Source organism: Haemophilus haemolyticus (assembly GCF_003493605.1).
Classification (GTDB): Bacteria; Pseudomonadota; Gammaproteobacteria; order Enterobacterales; family Pasteurellaceae; genus Haemophilus; species Haemophilus haemolyticus_J.
Genome location: NZ_QQKA01000002.1, coordinates 97471 through 116652 on the forward strand (window position 1 = coordinate 97471; position 19182 = coordinate 116652).

Annotated in this window: 17 protein-coding genes and 5 tRNA genes; 14 read left to right on the plus strand and 8 right to left on the minus strand. The window is 39.0% G+C overall.

Annotation, left to right across the window (positions count from 1 at the left end; translation table 11 throughout):
* The first annotated feature begins 3 nt into the window (after positions 1 to 3).
* Positions 4 to 1371 (plus strand): CDP-diacylglycerol--serine O-phosphatidyltransferase, encoded by a 1368-nt coding sequence (pssA, locus tag DV424_RS02050; protein WP_118858899.1) that lies wholly within the window; start codon positions 4 to 6, stop codon positions 1369 to 1371.
* 74 nt (positions 1372 to 1445) lie between these two features.
* Here the strand turns inward: pssA and udp are convergent, their stop codons facing one another.
* Positions 1446 to 2204: a uridine phosphorylase gene (gene udp, locus DV424_RS02055; RefSeq protein ID WP_053466211.1), complete on the minus strand. Its 759-nt coding sequence runs from the start codon at positions 2202 to 2204 to the stop codon at positions 1446 to 1448.
* Positions 2205 to 2441: 237 nt separating this feature from the next.
* Here udp and DV424_RS02060 point away from each other — a divergent pair, with 237 nt between their 5' ends.
* The 3 genes from DV424_RS02060 to DV424_RS02070 are packed head-to-tail and all read left to right on the plus strand — an operon-like array spanning position 2442 to position 4398.
* On the plus strand, positions 2442 to 3104 hold the full coding sequence (locus tag DV424_RS02060; RefSeq protein ID WP_118858900.1) for an MOSC domain-containing protein: 663 nt from the start codon (positions 2442 to 2444) through the stop codon (positions 3102 to 3104).
* A gap of 2 nt (positions 3105 to 3106) precedes the next feature.
* A complete protein-coding gene (locus DV424_RS02065) occupies positions 3107 to 3592 on the plus strand; it encodes a YchJ family protein (protein WP_118858901.1) in 486 nt (161 codons plus the stop codon).
* On the plus strand, positions 3589 to 4398 hold the full coding sequence (locus DV424_RS02070; RefSeq protein WP_105881528.1) for a virulence factor BrkB family protein: 810 nt from the start codon (positions 3589 to 3591) through the stop codon (positions 4396 to 4398). The genes DV424_RS02065 and DV424_RS02070 overlap by 4 nt, the downstream gene beginning before the upstream one ends.
* 17 nt (positions 4399 to 4415) lie before the next feature.
* On the opposite strand, the gene lpt6 is transcribed toward DV424_RS02070, so the two are convergent.
* The 5 genes from lpt6 to DV424_RS02095 form a co-directional block, all read right to left on the minus strand.
* On the minus strand, positions 4416 to 6071 hold the full coding sequence (gene lpt6, locus DV424_RS02075; protein ID WP_118858902.1) for a phosphoethanolamine transferase Lpt6: 1656 nt from the start codon (positions 6069 to 6071) through the stop codon (positions 4416 to 4418).
* Positions 6072 to 6192: 121 nt separating this feature from the next.
* Positions 6193 to 6268: transfer RNA gene (locus tag DV424_RS02080), tRNA-Val, on the minus strand.
* Between the two features lie 52 nt (positions 6269 to 6320).
* A tRNA-Val gene (locus DV424_RS02085) sits at positions 6321 to 6396 on the minus strand.
* Between the two features lie 58 nt (positions 6397 to 6454).
* Positions 6455 to 6530: transfer RNA gene (locus DV424_RS02090), tRNA-Val, on the minus strand.
* Between the two features lie 43 nt (positions 6531 to 6573).
* Positions 6574 to 6649 (minus strand) — tRNA-Val (locus DV424_RS02095).
* A gap of 170 nt (positions 6650 to 6819) precedes the next feature.
* Between DV424_RS02095 and gltX the strand changes: the two genes are divergently transcribed.
* From gltX to DV424_RS02110, 3 genes are all read left to right on the plus strand, one after another.
* The gene (gene gltX / locus DV424_RS02100) at positions 6820 to 8262 is read left to right on the plus strand and encodes a glutamate--tRNA ligase (protein ID WP_118858903.1); all 1443 of its coding nucleotides are present in this window, start codon (positions 6820 to 6822) and stop codon (positions 8260 to 8262) included.
* An 80-nt stretch (positions 8263 to 8342) separates the two neighbouring features.
* Positions 8343 to 8418, plus strand: a tRNA-Ala gene (locus DV424_RS02105).
* A gap of 208 nt (positions 8419 to 8626) precedes the next feature.
* The gene (locus DV424_RS02110) at positions 8627 to 10153 is read left to right on the plus strand and encodes a catalase (protein ID WP_118858904.1); all 1527 of its coding nucleotides are present in this window, start codon (positions 8627 to 8629) and stop codon (positions 10151 to 10153) included.
* Positions 10154 to 10217: 64 nt separating this feature from the next.
* Here the strand turns inward: DV424_RS02110 and pyrH are convergent, their stop codons facing one another.
* Positions 10218 to 10931: a UMP kinase gene (gene pyrH, locus DV424_RS02115; protein WP_118858905.1), complete on the minus strand. Its 714-nt coding sequence runs from the start codon at positions 10929 to 10931 to the stop codon at positions 10218 to 10220.
* A 130-nt stretch (positions 10932 to 11061) separates the two neighbouring features.
* Between pyrH and DV424_RS02120 the strand changes: the two genes are divergently transcribed.
* The 5 genes from DV424_RS02120 to rnhB all read left to right on the plus strand — a co-directional run bounded on the left by DV424_RS02120 (position 11062) and on the right by rnhB (position 15781).
* On the plus strand, positions 11062 to 12621 hold the full coding sequence (locus DV424_RS02120) for a phosphoethanolamine transferase (RefSeq protein ID WP_118858906.1): 1560 nt from the start codon (positions 11062 to 11064) through the stop codon (positions 12619 to 12621).
* A 127-nt stretch (positions 12622 to 12748) separates the two neighbouring features.
* A complete protein-coding gene (fabZ, locus tag DV424_RS02125; protein WP_044233196.1) occupies positions 12749 to 13153 on the plus strand; it encodes a 3-hydroxyacyl-ACP dehydratase FabZ in 405 nt (134 codons plus the stop codon).
* Between the two features lie 14 nt (positions 13154 to 13167).
* Positions 13168 to 13956 carry an acyl-ACP--UDP-N-acetylglucosamine O-acyltransferase gene (lpxA, locus tag DV424_RS02130; protein WP_118858907.1) on the plus strand — a complete coding sequence of 263 codons (789 nt, stop codon included), beginning with the start codon at positions 13168 to 13170 and terminating at the stop codon, positions 13954 to 13956.
* 66 nt (positions 13957 to 14022) lie between these two features.
* Complete coding sequence (gene lpxB, locus DV424_RS02135; RefSeq protein WP_118858908.1) at positions 14023 to 15195, plus strand: lipid-A-disaccharide synthase; 1173 nt, start codon at positions 14023 to 14025, stop codon at positions 15193 to 15195.
* The gene (gene rnhB, locus DV424_RS02140) at positions 15188 to 15781 is read left to right on the plus strand and encodes a ribonuclease HII (protein ID WP_118858909.1); all 594 of its coding nucleotides are present in this window, start codon (positions 15188 to 15190) and stop codon (positions 15779 to 15781) included. The genes lpxB and rnhB overlap by 8 nt, the downstream gene beginning before the upstream one ends.
* A gap of 117 nt (positions 15782 to 15898) precedes the next feature.
* Here rnhB and DV424_RS02145 read toward each other — a convergent pair whose 3' ends face one another.
* Positions 15899 to 16240, minus strand: a complete 342-nt coding sequence (locus DV424_RS02145; RefSeq protein ID WP_005627672.1) for a carboxymuconolactone decarboxylase family protein — start codon at positions 16238 to 16240, stop codon at positions 15899 to 15901.
* A 111-nt stretch (positions 16241 to 16351) separates the two neighbouring features.
* Between DV424_RS02145 and DV424_RS02150 the strand changes: the two genes are divergently transcribed.
* Both DV424_RS02150 and DV424_RS02155 read left to right on the plus strand, forming a co-directional pair.
* Positions 16352 to 17248, plus strand: a complete 897-nt coding sequence (locus DV424_RS02150) for a cupin domain-containing protein (RefSeq protein WP_118858910.1) — start codon at positions 16352 to 16354, stop codon at positions 17246 to 17248.
* A gap of 78 nt (positions 17249 to 17326) precedes the next feature.
* Complete coding sequence (locus DV424_RS02155; RefSeq protein ID WP_118858911.1) at positions 17327 to 19171, plus strand: ABC transporter ATP-binding protein; 1845 nt, start codon at positions 17327 to 17329, stop codon at positions 19169 to 19171.
* Positions 19172 to 19182 lie beyond the last annotated feature (11 nt).

A 19182-nucleotide genomic window follows, 5' to 3' on the forward strand; every position in this document is an offset into this window, starting at 1 on the left:
ATTATGTTAATCAATAAAACCAAACGAGCTGAACAAAATTTAAATAATTTGCCATTCCTTGCTTTGCAAGCTGAGCAAATTGAATTTTTGGGTAGCCCGACTGAATTTAAAACTCAAATTATTGAATTAATCAGAAACGCAAAAAAACGCATTTATGTCACCGCACTTTATTGGCAAAAAGATGAAGCGGGGCAGGAAATTCTCGATGAAATTTATCGCGTGAAGCAAGAAAATCCACACTTGGATGTAAAAATTCTCATAGATTGGCATCGCGCACAACGCAATTTATTAGGTGCAGAAAAATCGGCCACCAATGCAGATTGGTATTGCGAGCAACGCCAAACTTATCAGTTACCTGACGATCCAAATATGTTCTTTGGCGTGCCAATTAACACGCGAGAAGTTTTTGGTGTATTGCACGTTAAAGGCTTTGTATTTGATGATACGGTGCTGTATAGCGGTGCAAGCATTAATAATGTCTATCTTCATCAATTTGAAAAATATCGTTACGACCGCTATCAAAAAATTGCTAATGCAGAATTGGCTGATTCGATGGTAAATTTCATCAATGATTACTTGTTAGATTTCAGTGCAGTTTATCCACTTGATGTTACCAACCGCCCTCGCACCAAAGAGATCCGCGGCAATATTCGTGCTTATCGCAAAGACCTTGCTCAAAATGGAGAATATTCATTAAAAAGTGCGGTGAAATTACCGAATGTTTTAAGCATATCGCCACTGTTTGGCTTAGGCGCATCAGGCAATGAATTAAATCAAGTAATTGAAGATTTATTCTTGCAAGTGCAAGAAAAATTGGTGATTTGTACGCCATACTTTAATTTCCCACGCACATTGCAACATAAAATAGCGATGTTGTTGGAAAACGGTAAACAAGTAGAAATTATTGTTGGCGATAAAGTCGCAAACGATTTTTATATTCCACCAGAACAACCATTCAAAATGGCGGGGGCGTTACCTTATCTTTATGAAAGTAATCTTCGTCGTTTCTGTGAAAAATTTGAGACTCAAATTGAAAATGGTCAGCTTGTGGTGCGTTTATGGCGTGATGGCGACAATACTTACCACTTAAAAGGTGTGTGGGTAGATAACTGTTATATTTTACTCACGGGTAATAATCTTAACCCTCGAGCATGGCGTTTGGATGCAGAAAATGGCTTATTAATTTACGATCCGCAACAACAGCTTTTAGCCCAAGTGGAAAAAGAACAAAACCAAATTCGCCAACATACAAAAGTATTAAAACATTACACTGAATTAGAAGAATTGAATCAATACCCAGAACCAGTGCAAAAACTTCTGAAAAAATTTGCACGGATTAAAGCGGATAAATTGGTGAAAATGATTTTGTAATACTAAATAATATGTTTGAAACCTAATAAAAAAGCCTTGTGAAAACAAGGCTTTATTCTTTCAATTAAAAGACATTAACTTAACAACGCCTGAGCGGCTGCGATAACAACAGACACCGCTTTTTCTTCTGTTTGCTTCATTGTTGCTTCATTTGGAATTTCTTGTTGAGTACGGTTTACAATCACGCCTGCAACCATTCCTGCACGTAAACCCAATGCACTACACATAGTGAATAATGTTGAGGATTCCATTTCGTAGTTCATTACATTCAAATCTTGCCATTGTTTAAGTAGCCCTTGGTAATCACGATATACTTTACCGCTATAGGTATCATAACGTTCTTGACCTGGATAGAATGTATCAGATGATGCAGTTACACCTACATAAGGCTCGATACCTTTTGCTTTCGCTGCATTATAAAGTGCGGTTGTACATTCAAAGTTTGCCACAGCGGGATATTCTAACGGTGCGAAATGACGGCTTGCGCCATCTAAGCGAACAGAAGCGGTTGTGATAAGAACATCGCCAACATTAATATGTGGTTGAATTGCACCCGTCGTGCCAATACGTAAGAAAGTGCGAACACCAAGTTGAGCAAGTTCTTCTACACAAATTGATGTTGATGGCCCACCAATACCTGTAGAACATACCACAACAGGTTGTCCATTAAGATAACCTAACCATGAAGTAAATTCACGCGTGCTAGCAAGAAACTCTGGGTTATCAAGTTGTTTCGCAATACGCTCACTGCGCGCAGGATCGCCAGGAACAATAGCGAGTGTTGCGCCTTTAAGTTGTGCTTTAGTGAGGTTTAAGTGAAATACGTCTGACATAATAAATCTCCTTATTATCATTGAACGTGATGATTTCGCCCTTAGGAAAAATCTTATTGTAAAGAAAAGAAATAGAACATTTTTAGAAAATTTTGTTTTCTCTTTCAAACATTTTCATTATTTCCTTTTCATTTTTCTGATAACGAATAATAAGTAAAAAAAGAAGTGCGGTCAAAAAGTTAAACGTTTTCGGTTATAATTCCACGTAAATTTTTTCTAGAACAAGCGAAAAATAAAATGAATGCAAAAATTTTAGTTATAAAAGTGGGACAAGTTGAAACCCTAACCTTTTCCGATGGAAGTCAGTATGAAAGCGCGATTCGTAAAAAAGTTGTGCCATCGGTAAAAATTCATTCTCTTGGTGCGGAAGGAAACGATGTTGGTTTAAAAAAACATCACGGTGGTGTAGATAAAGCTCTCTTTTTTATGTCGGCAGATTCTTTTAATAAATTAAATACTTTATTAAATAAAGATTTTTCTTATATGGATACTGCGACATACGGAGAAAATTTTGTCGTATCAGGCTTGAATGAAGACAATGTCTGCATTGGCGATCGTTATCAAATCGGTTCAACCATTTTAGAAGTGTCCCAGCCACGCAAACCTTGCGAACGTTTATCAAAAAATACAGAAAACGAAAATACACGTGATATTATTTATCAAACGGGGCTTAGTGGATGGTATGTTCGTATTATTGAAACAGGCATAATTAAGCAAAACGATGAACTAAAATTACTCTCCCGTCCTTATCCGCAAATAACAATTCGCCATTTAAATCGCTTGTTATCCGCACCCGAAAATGAAGCTGAATTAGATGTAGCATTAGAGATTGAAGTATTAGCCGAAGCCTTTAAACGCTCAATTCGATCGCAAGTATCGAAATTCAAACAACAGAGATAAATATGTCAGAAATTTCAACCGCACTTTCTTTAGAAAATTGTCCGTGTCAATCTGGTCATCATTATGCAGATTGTTGTGGAAAATTTCATTTAAAACAAGCATTTCCCGAAACGGCAGAGCAACTTATGCGTTCACGTTATACGGCTTACGTTTTAAAAAATATACCTTATATTGTTGCAACAACTGTACCAAGCCAACAAACTTTATTAGAAACTAGTTTATTGCAAGAATGGGCGGATAATACCGTGTGGCTAGGATTAGAAATTCTAAAAACGGAACGCCTTACAAAAACTCAAAGTGCGGTGGAATTTAAAGCGATTTTTCAAGGTGAAGAGCGTGAGCAAGTCCATCAAGAACGGTCAATTTTTGTGAAAATTGAAGAGCGTTGGTATTTTGTGGATCCAACGGTATCATTACCGACAATGAAACAACCTTGTGTCTGTGGTTCGGGTAAAAAATTTAAACATTGTTGTGGGAGATTTCTATGATTTCATTAAAAAATTTTGGATTATTATTTTGGAAACGTTTTTCAGAAAATAAACTTAATCAAGTCGCTGGTGCATTGACTTATAGCACAATGTTAGCAATGGTTCCTTTAGTTATGGTTATTTTTTCTATTTTCTCTGCTTTTCCTGTATTCAATGAAGTGACAGGAGAATTGAAAGAAATGATTTTCACTAATTTTGCACCATCAGCGAGTGATATGGTGGGCGAATATATCGATCAATTTGTATCAAACTCAAAGAAAATGAGTGCGGTGGGAATTGTGAGTTTAATTGCCGTTGCCTTGATGCTAATTAATAACATCGACCGAACACTAAATAGTATTTGGCACAATAGTCAATCTCGCCCTCCGCTTTCTTCTTTTGCCATTTATTGGATGATTTTGACACTTGGCCCACTTATTATTGGCGTGAGTATTGGGATCAGTTCGTATATTAAAATAATGTTTGAACAATCGGAACATTTATCATTAGGTTTAAAATTGCTCAGTTTTGTGCCTTTTTTATTTACTTGGTTTATTTTTACGCTTATTTATACGGTTGTACCGAATAAAAAAGTGAAAATTAAGCATTCAGCTTATGGTGCATTTCTTGCTGCAATTTTTTTCACTCTTGGTAAACAAGCATTTACTTGGTATATCGTCACTTTTCCCTCTTATCAATTAATTTATGGTGCAATGGCAACTTTACCAATTATGTTATTGTGGATTCAAATAAGTTGGCTTGTGGTGCTAGTTGGTGCGCAATTAGCTTCAACCTTGGATGAAATTAGAGAGCAGATCGAGCAATAATGCTCGATCTAAGAAAATTATCGGGCAATTGCCAATGTTTGGTATAAATAATGGCGATAATCATTGAGTAGCTGAATATCAGAAGAATCTTCTAATTTGCCATTACTCAATTTGCACATTGCCATATTCGCTTTCATAAATTCATCATCTGCTGATAATCCAGCTACATTCATCAAGACACCTCCAGCAAAAGCAAGATCTAAAAACTTTTGTTCTTGCTTAAATTGACGACTACAATTACTTCTTACAACAAACTGTGTCACATAATCAGGTTGTGCATAATCCCCTTTCTTTGGAGGGATAACATTATCAAATGCTACTTGATGATCGCCAAAATAGCCTAGCACAAAAGGTTTTTTACGTTCATGTAAATAGTTATTCATTTCTTCAATCGCCTCATTCAAGGCGACAATTCGTTGAGTATAGTCATTCAATGCAGAAATACTTTTAGCCCCTAAATTAGGCATTTGAAGATTAAATGTATTTTCCATGCCCAATTCATATGGACCATGTTCACGCATAGTCAATACATAAACAAACATTGGCTGCTCCACATTTTCTAATGCTGGATGTTGTTTTTCCAAAATCATTCGGGTGTACTTCATCATTTCTTCACTGCTAATATCCCAAAGATTTTTACTGATAGGCGCAGGATAACCAAGATCTTGAGGCTGTAACATCAAATCAAAACCGAAATGATCATAAGCGGATTTCGCATTGTAATTACCTTTTGTAAAAGGCGACAAGGCAACACAAAAATATCCTTGTGCTTTTAGATTTTTCACTAAACCTGATTGCAAGTGCGGTACAACAGAATAAAAAACGCCACTTGCTAACGCGCCAAAATCGGTCGAAGGCACACCGGCTAAAAAAGCAAATTCTGATTTCCACGTTGCGCCAGCAAAAGTATGCACACGCAACGGCGAAGCAAATACTGTATCATTTTGGGGTTCAAACATGGAAAGTGGTGGAATAGATTGCTGACTAAAAGCAAATTGATGAGGGTTCAGCGTGGATTCCATTAATGTTACAACAATATCGGGTTTTGTTTCAGATAGGTTGTTTGTATCAGATGAAAGTGCGGTCATTTTTTCAATAAAATTTTGGCTATTACCATCAAAATTTGGCACCTTGAAAAAAATACCTCGGCAAGACATTGGTAAATTTAAAAACACATCTCGACCATCATCAGGCAAAGAATCTAACCAAACTTGCACCGCACTTGGCTTTTTAGAATAATGCCACATCAAGCTAAAGCTAAGGATAAACAATAACGCTCCAATGCTGTTACCTAATAGCCCTAAAGACTCGACATCATTAAAACCAAAAATCGCATAACCTAATAACGCAAGTAGCCCAATAACGCCAAACAATGCACCTTTATAATGAATTAAGGTTTCCCAATTTCGCCAATCCACCACAAGAAAGAAATCTGAAATTAACAAAGGTTGTTTGTAATAATGAATTTTTAAACGATGAAATAACATCAGTACCACAAAAAGCACAGATGAAAAATTTAAAGCACGTTGCCATTGGCTGGAAACCATAAGCATGCCGCCAAATAAAAAAGTAAAAAGCGTAATAGCAAAGAAATAAGTCCAACGATAATGAGAGTTTATGATAAAAATCACTGCCGCAATTGTGAATAAAGCTAAGAAAATATAAGCAATCATGAATTTTCCCTATGATGCATAACAGACTAAAATGAGACATGACAATGTCTGCGCACTTTATCACGTAAACGTAATAGATTGAACGAGAAAAGAAAATTATTTGGATAATTTGAAAATAAAGTGGTGGGCGATACCGGTCTCGAACCAGTGACCCCCTCCTTGTAAGGGAGATGCTCTCCCAACTGAGCTAATCGCCCGATAATATTAAGGTAAAACCCTAAATTTTCGGTTTATTTAAACACTTTTAAGTGGTGGGCGATACCGGTCTCGAACCAGTGACCCCCTCCTTGTAAGGGAGGTGCTCTCCCAACTGAGCTAATCGCCCACTAGAAAGCGTTTAAATATAAAGGGAAAGTTTGAGCGGAAAGGACACTTTAGAAAAGTGGTGGGCGATACCGGTCTCGAACCAGTGACCCCCTCCTTGTAAGGGAGGTGCTCTCCCAACTGAGCTAATCGCCCGCTAGGTCAAACTTAGCAACATCAAGAACACTTTTTAGAGAAGTGGTGGGCGATACCGGTCTCGAACCAGTGACCCCCTCCTTGTAAGGGAGGTGCTCTCCCAACTGAGCTAATCGCCCTTAATGTTGTGGGTTGGCATTATAGGGAGAATGCATTTTCAGTCAATACCTTTTTATTAAATTTTGTTTAATTGTTGTAAAAATAAGCATAAAATCCGCTTTTTTATTTAGAAGTCAAACAAGTCGTAGTAGAATAACGACTAATATTTTATTGAAGATAGGTTATAAAAATGAAACTAGATGCTCCTTTTAATTTAGATCCAAATGTAAAAGTGCGTACTCGTTTTGCGCCTAGTCCTACAGGTTATTTACATGTAGGTGGCGCACGTACCGCACTTTATTCTTGGTTATACGCAAAACATAATAACGGCGAATTTGTATTACGAATTGAAGACACTGATTTAGAGCGTTCAACACCAGAAGCAACGGCTGCCATTATTGAAGGCATGGAATGGTTAAATCTTCCGTGGGAACATGGCCCTTACTACCAAACTAAACGCTTTGATCGTTACAACCAAGTGATCGATGAAATGATTGAACAAGGCTTAGCATATCGTTGCTATTGTACTAAAGATCGCTTAGAAGAACTTCGTCATACTCAAGAACAAAATAAAGAAAAACCACGTTATGATCGTCACTGCTTACACGATCACAGCCATTCACCTGATGAACCCCACGTTGTACGTTTTAAAAATCCAACTGAAGGCTCGGTAGTATTTGATGATGCCGTACGTGGCCGTATTGAAATCAGCAACAGTGAGCTTGATGATCTTATTATTCGTCGTACAGACGGTTCACCAACTTATAACTTCTGCGTAGTTGTAGATGACTGGGACATGGGCATCACTCATGTGGTACGTGGCGAAGATCATATCAATAACACGCCTCGCCAAATCAATATTTTAAAAGCAATTGGTGCACCAATTCCAACCTATGCGCACGTTTCCATGATTAATGGAGATGATGGTCAAAAATTATCTAAACGACATGGCGCAGTGAGCGTCATGCAATATCGTGATGATGGTTACTTACCAGAAGCTTTAATCAACTATCTCGTACGTTTAGGCTGGGGACATGGCGACCAAGAAATTTTCAGTCGCGAAGAAATGATCAACTATTTCGAATTAGATCACGTTAGCAAATCAGCTAGCGCATTTAATACCGAAAAATTACAATGGTTGAATCAACATTATATCCGTGAATTACCACCAGAATACGTGGCTAAACACCTTGAATGGCATTACAAAGATCAAGGTATTGATACAAGCAATGGTCCTGCATTAACTGAAATAGTCACCATGCTTGCGGAACGTTGCAAAACCTTAAAAGAAATGGCTAGTTCAAGCCGCTACTTCTTTGAAGAGTTTGAAACCTTTGATGAAGCCGCAGCGAAAAAACATTTCAAAGGCAATGCTGCCGAAGCGCTTGCAAAAGTGAAAGAAAAATTAACCGCACTTTCTAGCTGGGATTTGCATTCTACTCACGAAGCGATTGAGCAAACGGCTGCTGAACTAGAAGTGGGCATGGGTAAAGTTGGTATGCCATTACGTGTCGCTGTGACAGGTTCTGGTCAATCGCCATCAATGGATGTTACCCTAGTCGGTATCGGCAGAGATCGCGTACTTGCGCGTATTCAGCGTGCTATTGATTTTATTCATGCACAAAACGCTTAATATTTAATCGGATAACAAACGCATAATAAAATCGTATTGACAGCCACATAGTCAAATTTTATCATGTTGCTGTCTTTTATGGGGATATAGCTCAGTTGGGAGAGCGCTTGAATGGCATTCAAGAGGTCGTCGGTTCGATCCCGATTATCTCCACCAGTTTATGAGAAAGCCTTGGAATTTTAAATTTCAAGGCTTTTTTGTTGCATAATAAAACCAATAAAAATACATCTAATCTCAAAATTCTTGTCACCTTGCATAGTTTTTTTTGATTGATTTGATAGATTTCAATCGTTAAAACCTTTTTGTATGATGTTTACGAAATTTATTTCAACCCTACTTATTTCATACATACAAGGAGTTAATAATGAGTTCTCAATGCCCTTTTTCGCATTTATCGTCTACTAACCTAACTATGGGAAATGGCGCCCCTGTTGCAGACAATCAAAACAGCTTAACAGCTGGTCCACGTGGTCCATTACTTGCACAAGATTTATGGCTTAACGAAAAATTAGCTGATTTCGTACGTGAAGTAATCCCTGAGCGTCGTATGCACGCTAAAGGTTCTGGTGCATTTGGTACTTTTACTGTGACACACGACATTACTAAATATACTCGTGCAAAAATTTTCAGTGAAGTGGGCAAAAAAACAGAAATGTTTGCACGTTTTACTACCGTGGCAGGCGAACGTGGTGCAGCAGATGCTGAGCGTGATATTCGTGGTTTTGCATTAAAATTCTATACTGAAGAAGGTAACTGGGATTTAGTAGGTAACAATACGCCAGTATTCTTCTTACGTGATCCACGTAAATTCCCAGATTTAAACAAAGCGGTAAAACGCGATCCACGTACTAATATGCGTTCAGCAACTAACAACTGGGATTTCTGGACATTATTACCAGAAGCATTACACCAAGTCACTGTTGTAATGAGTGATCGTGGTATTCCTGCAAGCTATCGCCATATGCACGGTTTCGGTTCTCACACTTATAGTTTCTGGAACGAAGCGGGCGAGCGTTTTTGGGTAAAATTCCACTTCCGTACTCAACAAGGTATTAAAAATTTAACAGATGCTGAAGCTGCAGAAATTATTGCAAATGACCGTGAAAGCCATCAACGTGATTTATATGAAGCAATTGAACGTGGTGATTTCCCTAAATGGACATTATTTGTACAAATTATGCCAGAAGCAGATGCGGAAAAAGTGCCTTATCATCCATTCGACTTAACCAAAGTATGGCCGAAAAAAGACTACCCATTAATTGAAGTTGGTGAATTTGAATTAAACCGTAACCCAGAAAACTTCTTCGCTGATGTAGAACAATCTGCATTTGCACCAAGTAACTTGGTTCCGGGTATCGGTGCAAGTCCTGACAGAATGTTACAAGCTCGTTTATTTAACTATGCGGATGCACAACGTTACCGTCTAGGTGTGAACTATCGCCAAATTCCAGTAAACCGTCCACGTTGCCCTGTTCATAGCAACCAACGTGATGGTCAAGGTCGTGTAGATGGTAACTACGGTAGCTTGCCACACTACGAGCCAAACAGCTTCAGCCAATGGCAACAACAACCAGATTTTGCTGAGCCACCACTTCGTATCAATGGCGATGCGGCACACTGGGATTATCGCAACGATGATAACGACTACTTCAGCCAACCGCGTGCATTATTTAACTTAATGAATCCAGAGCAAAAACAAGCATTGTTCAACAATACTGCAGCTGCAATGGGTGATGCACCTGATTTCATCAAATACCGTCATATCCGTAACTGTCACTGGTGTGATCCTGCATATGGTGAAGGCGTTGCAAAAGCATTGGGCTTAACAGTTGAAGATGCATTAAAAGCACGTGAAACTGACCCAGCATTAGGTCAAGGCGGATTGTTATAATCTCTAGGCTAGAGCCAAACAAAAACGGTAGGAATTTTCCTACCGTTTTACTTTTCAACATTCACTAACAAATAGTGGTTCCTTCTTCGGTACCAGTCACTACTTGACGTAATGCACCAGGTTTACCCATATTGAATACTCGGATCGGCATGCCATGATCACGAGCTAAAGTAAACGCAGCTAAGTCCATCACTTGTAATTCTTTATCGATCACTTCTGCATAACTTAAATTTTTATAAAGTTTTGCATCAGAATTTTTCGCAGGATCACAATCATATACGCCATCAACTTTAGTCGCTTTCAACACAACATCAGCTTCAATTTCAATACCACGCAAACAAGCAGCAGAATCAGTGGTAAAGAATGGACTTCCTGTTCCCGCAGAGAAAATGACTACGCGTTTCTCGCGTAACATTTTGATTGCTTCAGACCAGTTATAAGTATCGCAAATACCATTTAATTGGAAAGCGGACATTAATTTAGCATTCACATCAGCACGGAATAAAGAATCACGCATTGCCAAACCATTCATCACCGTAGCAAGCATTCCCATATGGTCGCCCACCACGCGATTCATCCCCGCTTTTGCTAGTTTTGCGCCACGGAATAAGTTGCCACCACCAAGAACAACACCGACTTCCACGCCCATTTCCACTAATTCTTTAATTTCAACAGCCATACGATCGAGAATCGCAGGATCGATACCAAAACCATCTTCTCCTTGTAATGCTTCACCACTTAATTTCAATAAAATACGTTTATAAATTGGTTGGCTCATTGTTTTTTCCTTCTGGCTTAAAAAATTGGCTTATTCTATAAAATAACCGCTCAAGAGTGAAGAAGTTAAATATGGAAATTCTGAGTGAAAGGTGGATAATAGCGACATTTTCTTTTCAGGGAAGACAATTATGAACACGAAAAAAACAAGCCAAATTTTGCCCGCACTTTTTGCGGTGATTTGTGCCGCATTAGCGGGTTATTTTATTTTAATCGGTTCTGGAATGTTTACAGAACCAAGTGTGGCTCTCATTCTGCTTGCGACAATAACTATTCTCTTATTAAGCAGCAGTAAAAAATCCTTCTATTTTATTTTGCTACCGCTTGCATTACTGCATGCTTTTTATACGCCTACGGGGCTAAATTTTGGTCCGCCAAGCTATCAATATATCGCCTCGCTTTTCGCGACAGATATGTTAGAAACGAAGGAATTTCTATTGCAAATCCCAGTGAGTAGTTACTTAATTGCTTTCGCTATTCCTATTTTTATTTTTCTTCAGTACAAAAGTGCGGTGAAATTTGGCATAAAATTTTATCGTAATAAAACATTTATAGCCTTGGCGACATTGCTTTTTGCTTACAACATGCCGCTTGCTGAACCGATCAAAGAAACAGTAAGTTCCACATTAAAAATTGTAGATGAAGTGCAAAAACTCAAACAAATGTCCCAATCTGATAACTGGGGAAAATCAACATTAGAAAATTCACGCTATGATGATTATGTGATTGTTCTTGGTGAGAGTGCGCGGAAAGATTATCACCATGCCTACGGCTATCCGATTGAAAACACGCCCTTTATGTCTAGCGCTAAAGGCACATTGATTGATGGTTTCCGTTCAGCGGGAACAAATACTGTTGCCTCACTTCGACTTATGTTAACCCTTCCTAACAAAGAAAAATGGGAACCCAATTACAGTTTGAGTTTAGTCGATCTCATCAAATCTGCAGGCGTGAAAACTTATTGGCTTTCTAATCAAGGTATGCTCGGTGAATTTGATACGCCAGTTTCATCCCTTGCATCAAAATCTGATGAAACCTTTTTCTTGAAAAAAGGCGGGAGCTTTAATTCTACTAACTTTAGTGATTTTGATTTATTACCAAAATTCGCCCAAGTATTAGAAGATCCTGTTCAAGGAAAACGTTTTGTTGTGTTGCATATTTATGGCTCACACCCAATGGCTTGCGATCGTGTCGAAGATTATCCAAAAATCTTTGATGATAAAGATCTTAATCCGAGATATGGTTACTTAAATTGCTATGTGTCGTCTATTAAGAAAACTGATGAATTTTTAAAACGTGTATATGATCAGCTTGCAGAAAACGCGAAGAAAAATCACCGCACTTTCTCAATGATTTATTTCTCAGATCACGGCTTGTGCCACCAACAAGATGAAAAAAACAATATACTTTTGTTCAATCAAAACTGTTTCAGCCGAGAACATCATAATATTCCGCTATTCAAAATTTCGTCAGATGACACCGAACGCAAAGAATATAAGGTGTTTAAATCAGGTTTAAACTTCTTAGAAGGGATCGCAAATTGGATAGGTATTAAAAATCCTCAATTAATGCAAACAGAAGATTTATTTTCTAACGAATCGGATAAAAATGACTTTGGATTGCAAAAACGAATTGATGAAAAATATCGTAAAGATGACGATCCTGCCATTGATATTCGTCCTAAACACTAGGCTATATTGAGTGCGTTTTATTTTTAGCTATAAATATCGTATAATCCGAGAGATTTTATTTGTTTATTTTTTGTAAGGTATCAACGTGTCAGAACAACAACCAAGAGTGATCGAATCAAAAGAAATTATGACTTTATTACCACATCGCTATCCATTTTTATTAGTGGATCGCGTATTGGATTTTAAAGAAGGCGAATGGTTAAAAGCGATTAAAAATATTAGCGTCAATGAGCCTTGTTTCACAGGTCACTTCCCTGGCGAACCTATTTTACCGGGCGTTTTAATTTTAGAAGCTTTGGCACAAGCAATGGGTATTTTAGCCTTTAAAACTCACGAATTAAAAGGCGGTGAATTATTCTATTTCGCAGGGATTGATGAAGCGCGCTTTAAACGCCCAGTGTTACCTGGAGATCAAATGGAATTAAACGTTCAAGTGATTAAAGAACGCCGTGGCATCACTGCATTTACTGGTGTTGCAACCGTAAACGGCGAAATTGCTTGTGAAGCAAAACTAATGTGCGCTCGTCGTTAATTAAGGGGGTAAATATGATCCACCCAAATGCAAAAATCCATCCAACTGCCCTCGTTGAAGAAGGTGCGGTAATTGGCGAAGATGTTTTTATTGGGCCTTTCTGTATTGTTGAAGGCACTGTTGAAATTAAAGCTCGCACTGTATTGAAATCTCACGTTGTTGTACGTGGTGATACAGTTATTGGCGAAGATAACGAAATCTATCAATTCGCTAGCATTGGTGAAGTGAACCAAGATTTAAAATATAACGGCGAAGCAACCAAAACGATTATTGGTAATGGCAACCGAATCCGTGAACACGTGACAATCCATCGTGGCACGATTCAAGGCGGTGGCGTAACCTCTATTGGCAATAACAATTTATTAATGGTGAATGTTCACGTTGCACATGATTGTCAAATTAAAAACAACTGTATTTTAGCAAACAATGCAACGCTTGCTGGTCACGTAGAATTAGATGATTTCGTGATTGTTGGTGGCATGTCAGCAATTCACCAATTTGTAATCGTTGGTGCACACGTCATGTTAGGCGGTGGCTCTATGGTAAGCCAAGATGTACCACCTTACGTTATGGCACAAGGCAACCACGCCCGTCCATTTGGCGTAAACTTAGAAGGTTTAAAACGTCGTGGTTTTGATAAACCAACTATGCACGCAATCCGTAACGTTTATAAAATGCTCTATCGTAGCGGTAAAACACTTGAAGAAGTGTTACCAGAAATTGAGCAAATTGCAGAAACCGATTCAGCGATCAGTTTCTTTGTTGAATTTTTCAAACGTTCAACTCGCGGTATTATTCGTTAATAAAGTATCTTTGTTTTCAACCGCACTTTGCACGCCAAAGTGCGGTTATTTTTTAGGATAAATTTGATGAACAAAACAAATCCAACCATTGCTCTTGTTGCTGGAGAAGTATCTGGTGATATTCTCGGTGCTAGTTTAATTCGCCAGCTCAAAGCTCATTATCCTAATGCTCGCTTTATTGGCATTGCTGGCCCAAGAATGTTGGCTGAAGGCTGTGAGACGCTTGTCGATATGGAAGAGCTTTCAGTCATGGGTTTGGCTGAAATTTTGAAACATCTTCCTCGTCTGTTGAAAATTCGCAAAAATGTCATTCAAGCCATGTTGCAAGAAAAACCTGATGTCTATATCGGCATTGATGCGCCTGATTTTAATTTGGATGTAGAACTTAAACTAAAAGCCAACGGAATTAAAACTATTCATTACGTTAGCCCCTCTGTATGGGCATGGCGTCAAAATCGCATCCATAAAATTGCCAAAGCAACTCATCAAGTTCTTGCCTTTTTGCCTTTTGAGAAAGCTTTTTACGATAAATTTAACGTACCTTGCCGTTTTATTGGACACACAATGGCAGACGCTATTCCGCTCAAACCAAACCGTGCCGAAGCCTGCCAAATGCTACAGATTGATCCCGCACAGCGCTATTTAGCAATCTTAGTTGGAAGCCGTGGTTCAGAAGTGGAGTTTCTGGCTGAGCCTTTCTTGAAAACGGCTTTATTGTTAAAAGAACAATTCCCTGATTTACAATTCCTCGTTCCTTTAGTGAACGAAAAACGACGAATTCAATTTAAAGCCATTAAAGCTAAAATTGCGCCAAATCTAGACCTGCATTTAATTGATGGTAATGCACGACAAGCAATGATCGCAGCTGATGCAACATTGCTTGCTTCAGGAACAGCTGCGCTTGAAGCAATGCTTTGTAAATCACCCATGGTGGTTGGCTATCGAATGAAACCACTGACCTATTTCTTAGCAAAAAGTTTAGTGAAAACCGATTATATTTCTTTACCAAACTTGCTTGCGAATGAAATGCTCGTGCCTGAAATGATTCAAGAAGAATGCACGCCAGAATTGCTTGCTGAAAAACTATCTGCTTATCTTTCAGATGATGAAAGTGCGGTAAAAAATCGCCATGTTTTAATTCAGCACTTCACGGATTTACACCAAAAAATTCAATGCAATGCCGATAAGCAAGCGGCTCAAGCGGTCATTGATTTATTAGAAGGAAAAGAAAATGTTTGAATATCCACAAGGCTATGAATTGATCGCTGGCGTTGATGAAGTTGGGCGAGGCCCTCTAGTTGGGGCCGTTGTAACGGCTGCCGTCATTTTAGATCCGAATAAGCCAATTGAAGGCCTAGCTGATTCTAAAAAACTTTCAGAGAAAAAACGTTTAGCCCTTGCTGAAGAAATCAAAGAAAAAGCCCTTGCTTGGGCATTAGGACGAGCAGAAGCTAACGAAATTGACGAGATAAATATCCTGCAAGCCTCCTTGCTGGCAATGACTCGGGCAGTAAAATCTTTAAAAATTCAACCGCACTTTGTGTTGGTTGATGGCAATAAGATCCCAAAAGATTTAGATATTCCAGCGCAAGCCGTCGTAAAAGGTGATAGCCTTGTAGCGGAAATCAGTGCAGCCTCTATTTTGGCGAAAGTGGCACGAGACCAAGAAATGGAAGAATTAGACAAGCAATATCCAGAATATGCTTTTGCCCAGCATAAAGGCTACCCGACCAAATTACATTTGGAAAAATTAGCTGAACTAGGCGCGTTACCGCAACATCGTCGTAGCTTTGCCCCAGTGAAAAAAGCACTAGAAAATCGTTAGAATTTTAATCGCAAAATGCTTTTATTTTATTAGGCAGTAAAATGTTGATAAAACAAAGGGAGTATTAAAAATACTCCCTTTCCTTTAATCAACTTAACTCTATGGAATGACGGGTAATTAACCTTTCTGTACGTTATATGCTTCCAATGCACGTAAAGAATAAGTATAAGCAGCGCCTGCATTTAATGCGATAGACATTGCTAATGCTGCAGCCACTTCAGCTTCGCTTGCACCAGCTTTTACAGCTTCTTCTGCGTGTACGCTAATGCAGCTTTCACAACGAGTTGTTACAGCAACGGCTAATGCGATAAGTTCACGAGTTTTAGCGTCAAGCACATTGCCTTCTGCCGCTGCTGCGCCTAATGCTTGGTAAGCTTGTAACATTTTTGGATATTGTTTACCTAACGCACCAAATGATTTTTTAACGTGTGATGTTTCTTCTTTCCAATCTGCAAACATAATGTTCTCCTAAATATATTGAATTAATAACGAACTGGTGTGGCAAATTATAGGCGGATTGGATTATGATACTTGCTTATTTATCTCAATTTTTATCGCTAACATCTCATTATGGATTATTTAGATAAACTCACCCATTTAGCACAAGTGCGTGGGGAAATTAATATTCGCTGTGAATTTCAAGGTGAATGGCAAATCGCCCATCAAGAAAAAGATGCAGGAAAAGGCGTATTCCATCTTATTGAACAAGGCGAATGCTGGCTTACACTCGGACAAAAGCAATTTCATTTAAAGGAAGGTGATATCTTTTTCCTTCCACAAAATCAACCGCACTTTATGCGTCATTCGTCTGATAAAACAAAGGACGCGTCATTGAAAAAAAGCTGGCAAGGTGCATTTGAATTGTATCAAGTAGGGCAAGGCACACCAGATTTAAAAATGTTCTGCGGGGCGTTTTATTATCAGCAAGATGCTCTCCTCACCGCTTCTATGCCTGAATACTTGCATCTCAATTTATGCGATACACCGATTCATCCTTTGGTTCAGCTTTTTCTACAAGAAGCACAAAAAAACGATGCAGGCACGAAATCAGTCGTCGATGCACTCTCGAATGTACTTTTAATTTATATTTTACGCCATGCGATTCAAGAGAACTTAATTACAGGCGGTGTGCTACTCGCGTTGCAAGATAAGCGATTAAATGCGGTGCTAGGTGCGATATTACAACGTCCTCAAGAAGATTGGCGAATTGAACAATTAGCCGATCTTTCTGCAATGTCTCGTGCAAACTTTATTCGTGTTTTTCAACAACAACTTGGTATGTCGCCAGGGCGTTTTATTACTCAAGTGCGGTTACAATCGGCAGCGTTTTTATTAAAGCAATCCCAACAATCCGTTCTTGCTATTGCTTTAGAGGTGGGGTATCAATCGGAGGCGCATTTTAGTAAAGCCTTTAAGAATTACTACCAACTTTCTCCAAGCCAATACAGAAAATCTGCCAGCCTATAAATTGGAGAATTTTTACGCTATAATCGCCAAGTTTTTTGAAAGGCAACATCTGTTGCCTTTTCTTTTTAAGGAAAAGATATGTTTAACAAAATTTTTTCGTGGTTTGAAAACCGTTTAAATCCTTATCCAGAAGGTAATCCAACAACACCTAAAAAAGGCTTATTGCGCTTTATTTGGTCTAGCATTGAAGGAATGAAAGGCTGGATTCTCTTACTGACAGTGCTAACGGTTGGTACTGGTGTAATGGAAGCCGTATTGTTCCAATTTATGGGAACACTTGTAGATTGGTTAGGGACATTCACGCCTGAGACATTATGGCAAGAAAAAGGCCATTTATTAATTGGCATGGCTGCTCTATTACTTATTAGCATCGTGTGGGGATTTTTAGCTTCTACCGTACGTTTACAAACCTTACAAGGCGTATTTCCAATGCGATTACGTTGGAATTTTCATCGTTTAATGCTTGGACAAAGTTTGAGTTTTTATCAAGATGAATTTGCTGGCAGAGTGTCTGCCAAAGTCATGCAAACCGCACTTGCTGTTCGTGATACGGTACTCACACTTGCGGATATGTTTGTATATGTCATCGTATATTTTATTACATCGGGCTTGGTTCTCGCGGCATTAGATTCTTGGTTCTTACTGCCATTTATTGCTTGGATTACGATTTTTGTTTTTATCCTACGAACCCTCATTCCTAAATTATCAAAAACGGCCCAACGACAGGCGGACGCACGTTCATTAATGACAGGACGTATTACAGATGCTTATTCCAATATTGCCACGGTAAAATTATTCTCTCATGGTTCGCGAGAGGCCGCTTATGCCAAGCGTTCTATGGAAGATTTTATGGTGACAGTGCACGCCCAAATGCGCTTAGCCACATCGCTGGACACGCTCACCTATGCAGCTAATATTTTACTTACACTGAGCACAGCCGTACTCGGCATTATTTTATGGAAAAATGGTCAAGTTGGCGTGGGTGCAATAGCAACGGCAACGGCAATGGCATTACGAGTCAATGGGCTATCTCGTTGGATTATGTGGGAATCTGCCCGTTTGTTTGAGAATATCGGCACCGTAAACGACGGAATGAATACCTTAACCAAACCTCACACTATTGTGGATAAACCACAAGCATCACCGTTACAAGTGACACAAGGGGAAATTAAGTTTAACGACATTACCTTTGCTTATGATCCGACAAAACCATTGCTCAATCATTTCAATCTCACCATCAAACCAGGTGAAAAAGTCGGACTGATCGGCCGTTCTGGCGCAGGAAAATCGACAATTGTGAACTTGTTGCTTCGTTTCTATGAAGCACAACAAGGCGCGATTACCATTGACGGGCAAAATGTACTAGATGTGCAACAAGAAAGCCTACGCCGCCAAATCGGTTTAGTGACTCAAGACACTTCGCTACTACATCGATCTGTGCGTGACAATATTGTTTATGGACGCCCGAATGCCACAGATGAAGAAATGATTTTAGCGGCTGAACGGGCGGAAGCCGCTGATTTCATTCCATTTCTTACTGATGCTCAAGGCAGAAAAGGGTATGATGCCCATGTGGGTGAACGAGGTGTAAAACTTTCAGGTGGTCAGCGTCAGCGTATTGCTATTGCTCGTGTCATGTTAAAAGATGCGCCAATTCTATTGTTAGATGAAGCCACAAGTGCGCTGGATTCAGAAGTGGAAGTGGCGATACAAGAAAGTCTCGATAAGATGATGGAAAATAAAACTGTGATTGCCATTGCCCATCGTTTATCCACCATCGCAGCGATGGATCGCCTGATTGTGCTTGATAAAGGACAAATTGTTGAACAAGGTACCCATGCTGAATTACTGGAGCGCAATGGTCTGTACGCTAAACTATGGAATCATCAAAGTGGCGGATTTTTAAGTGAACATGCTGAATAATATTACTTTTC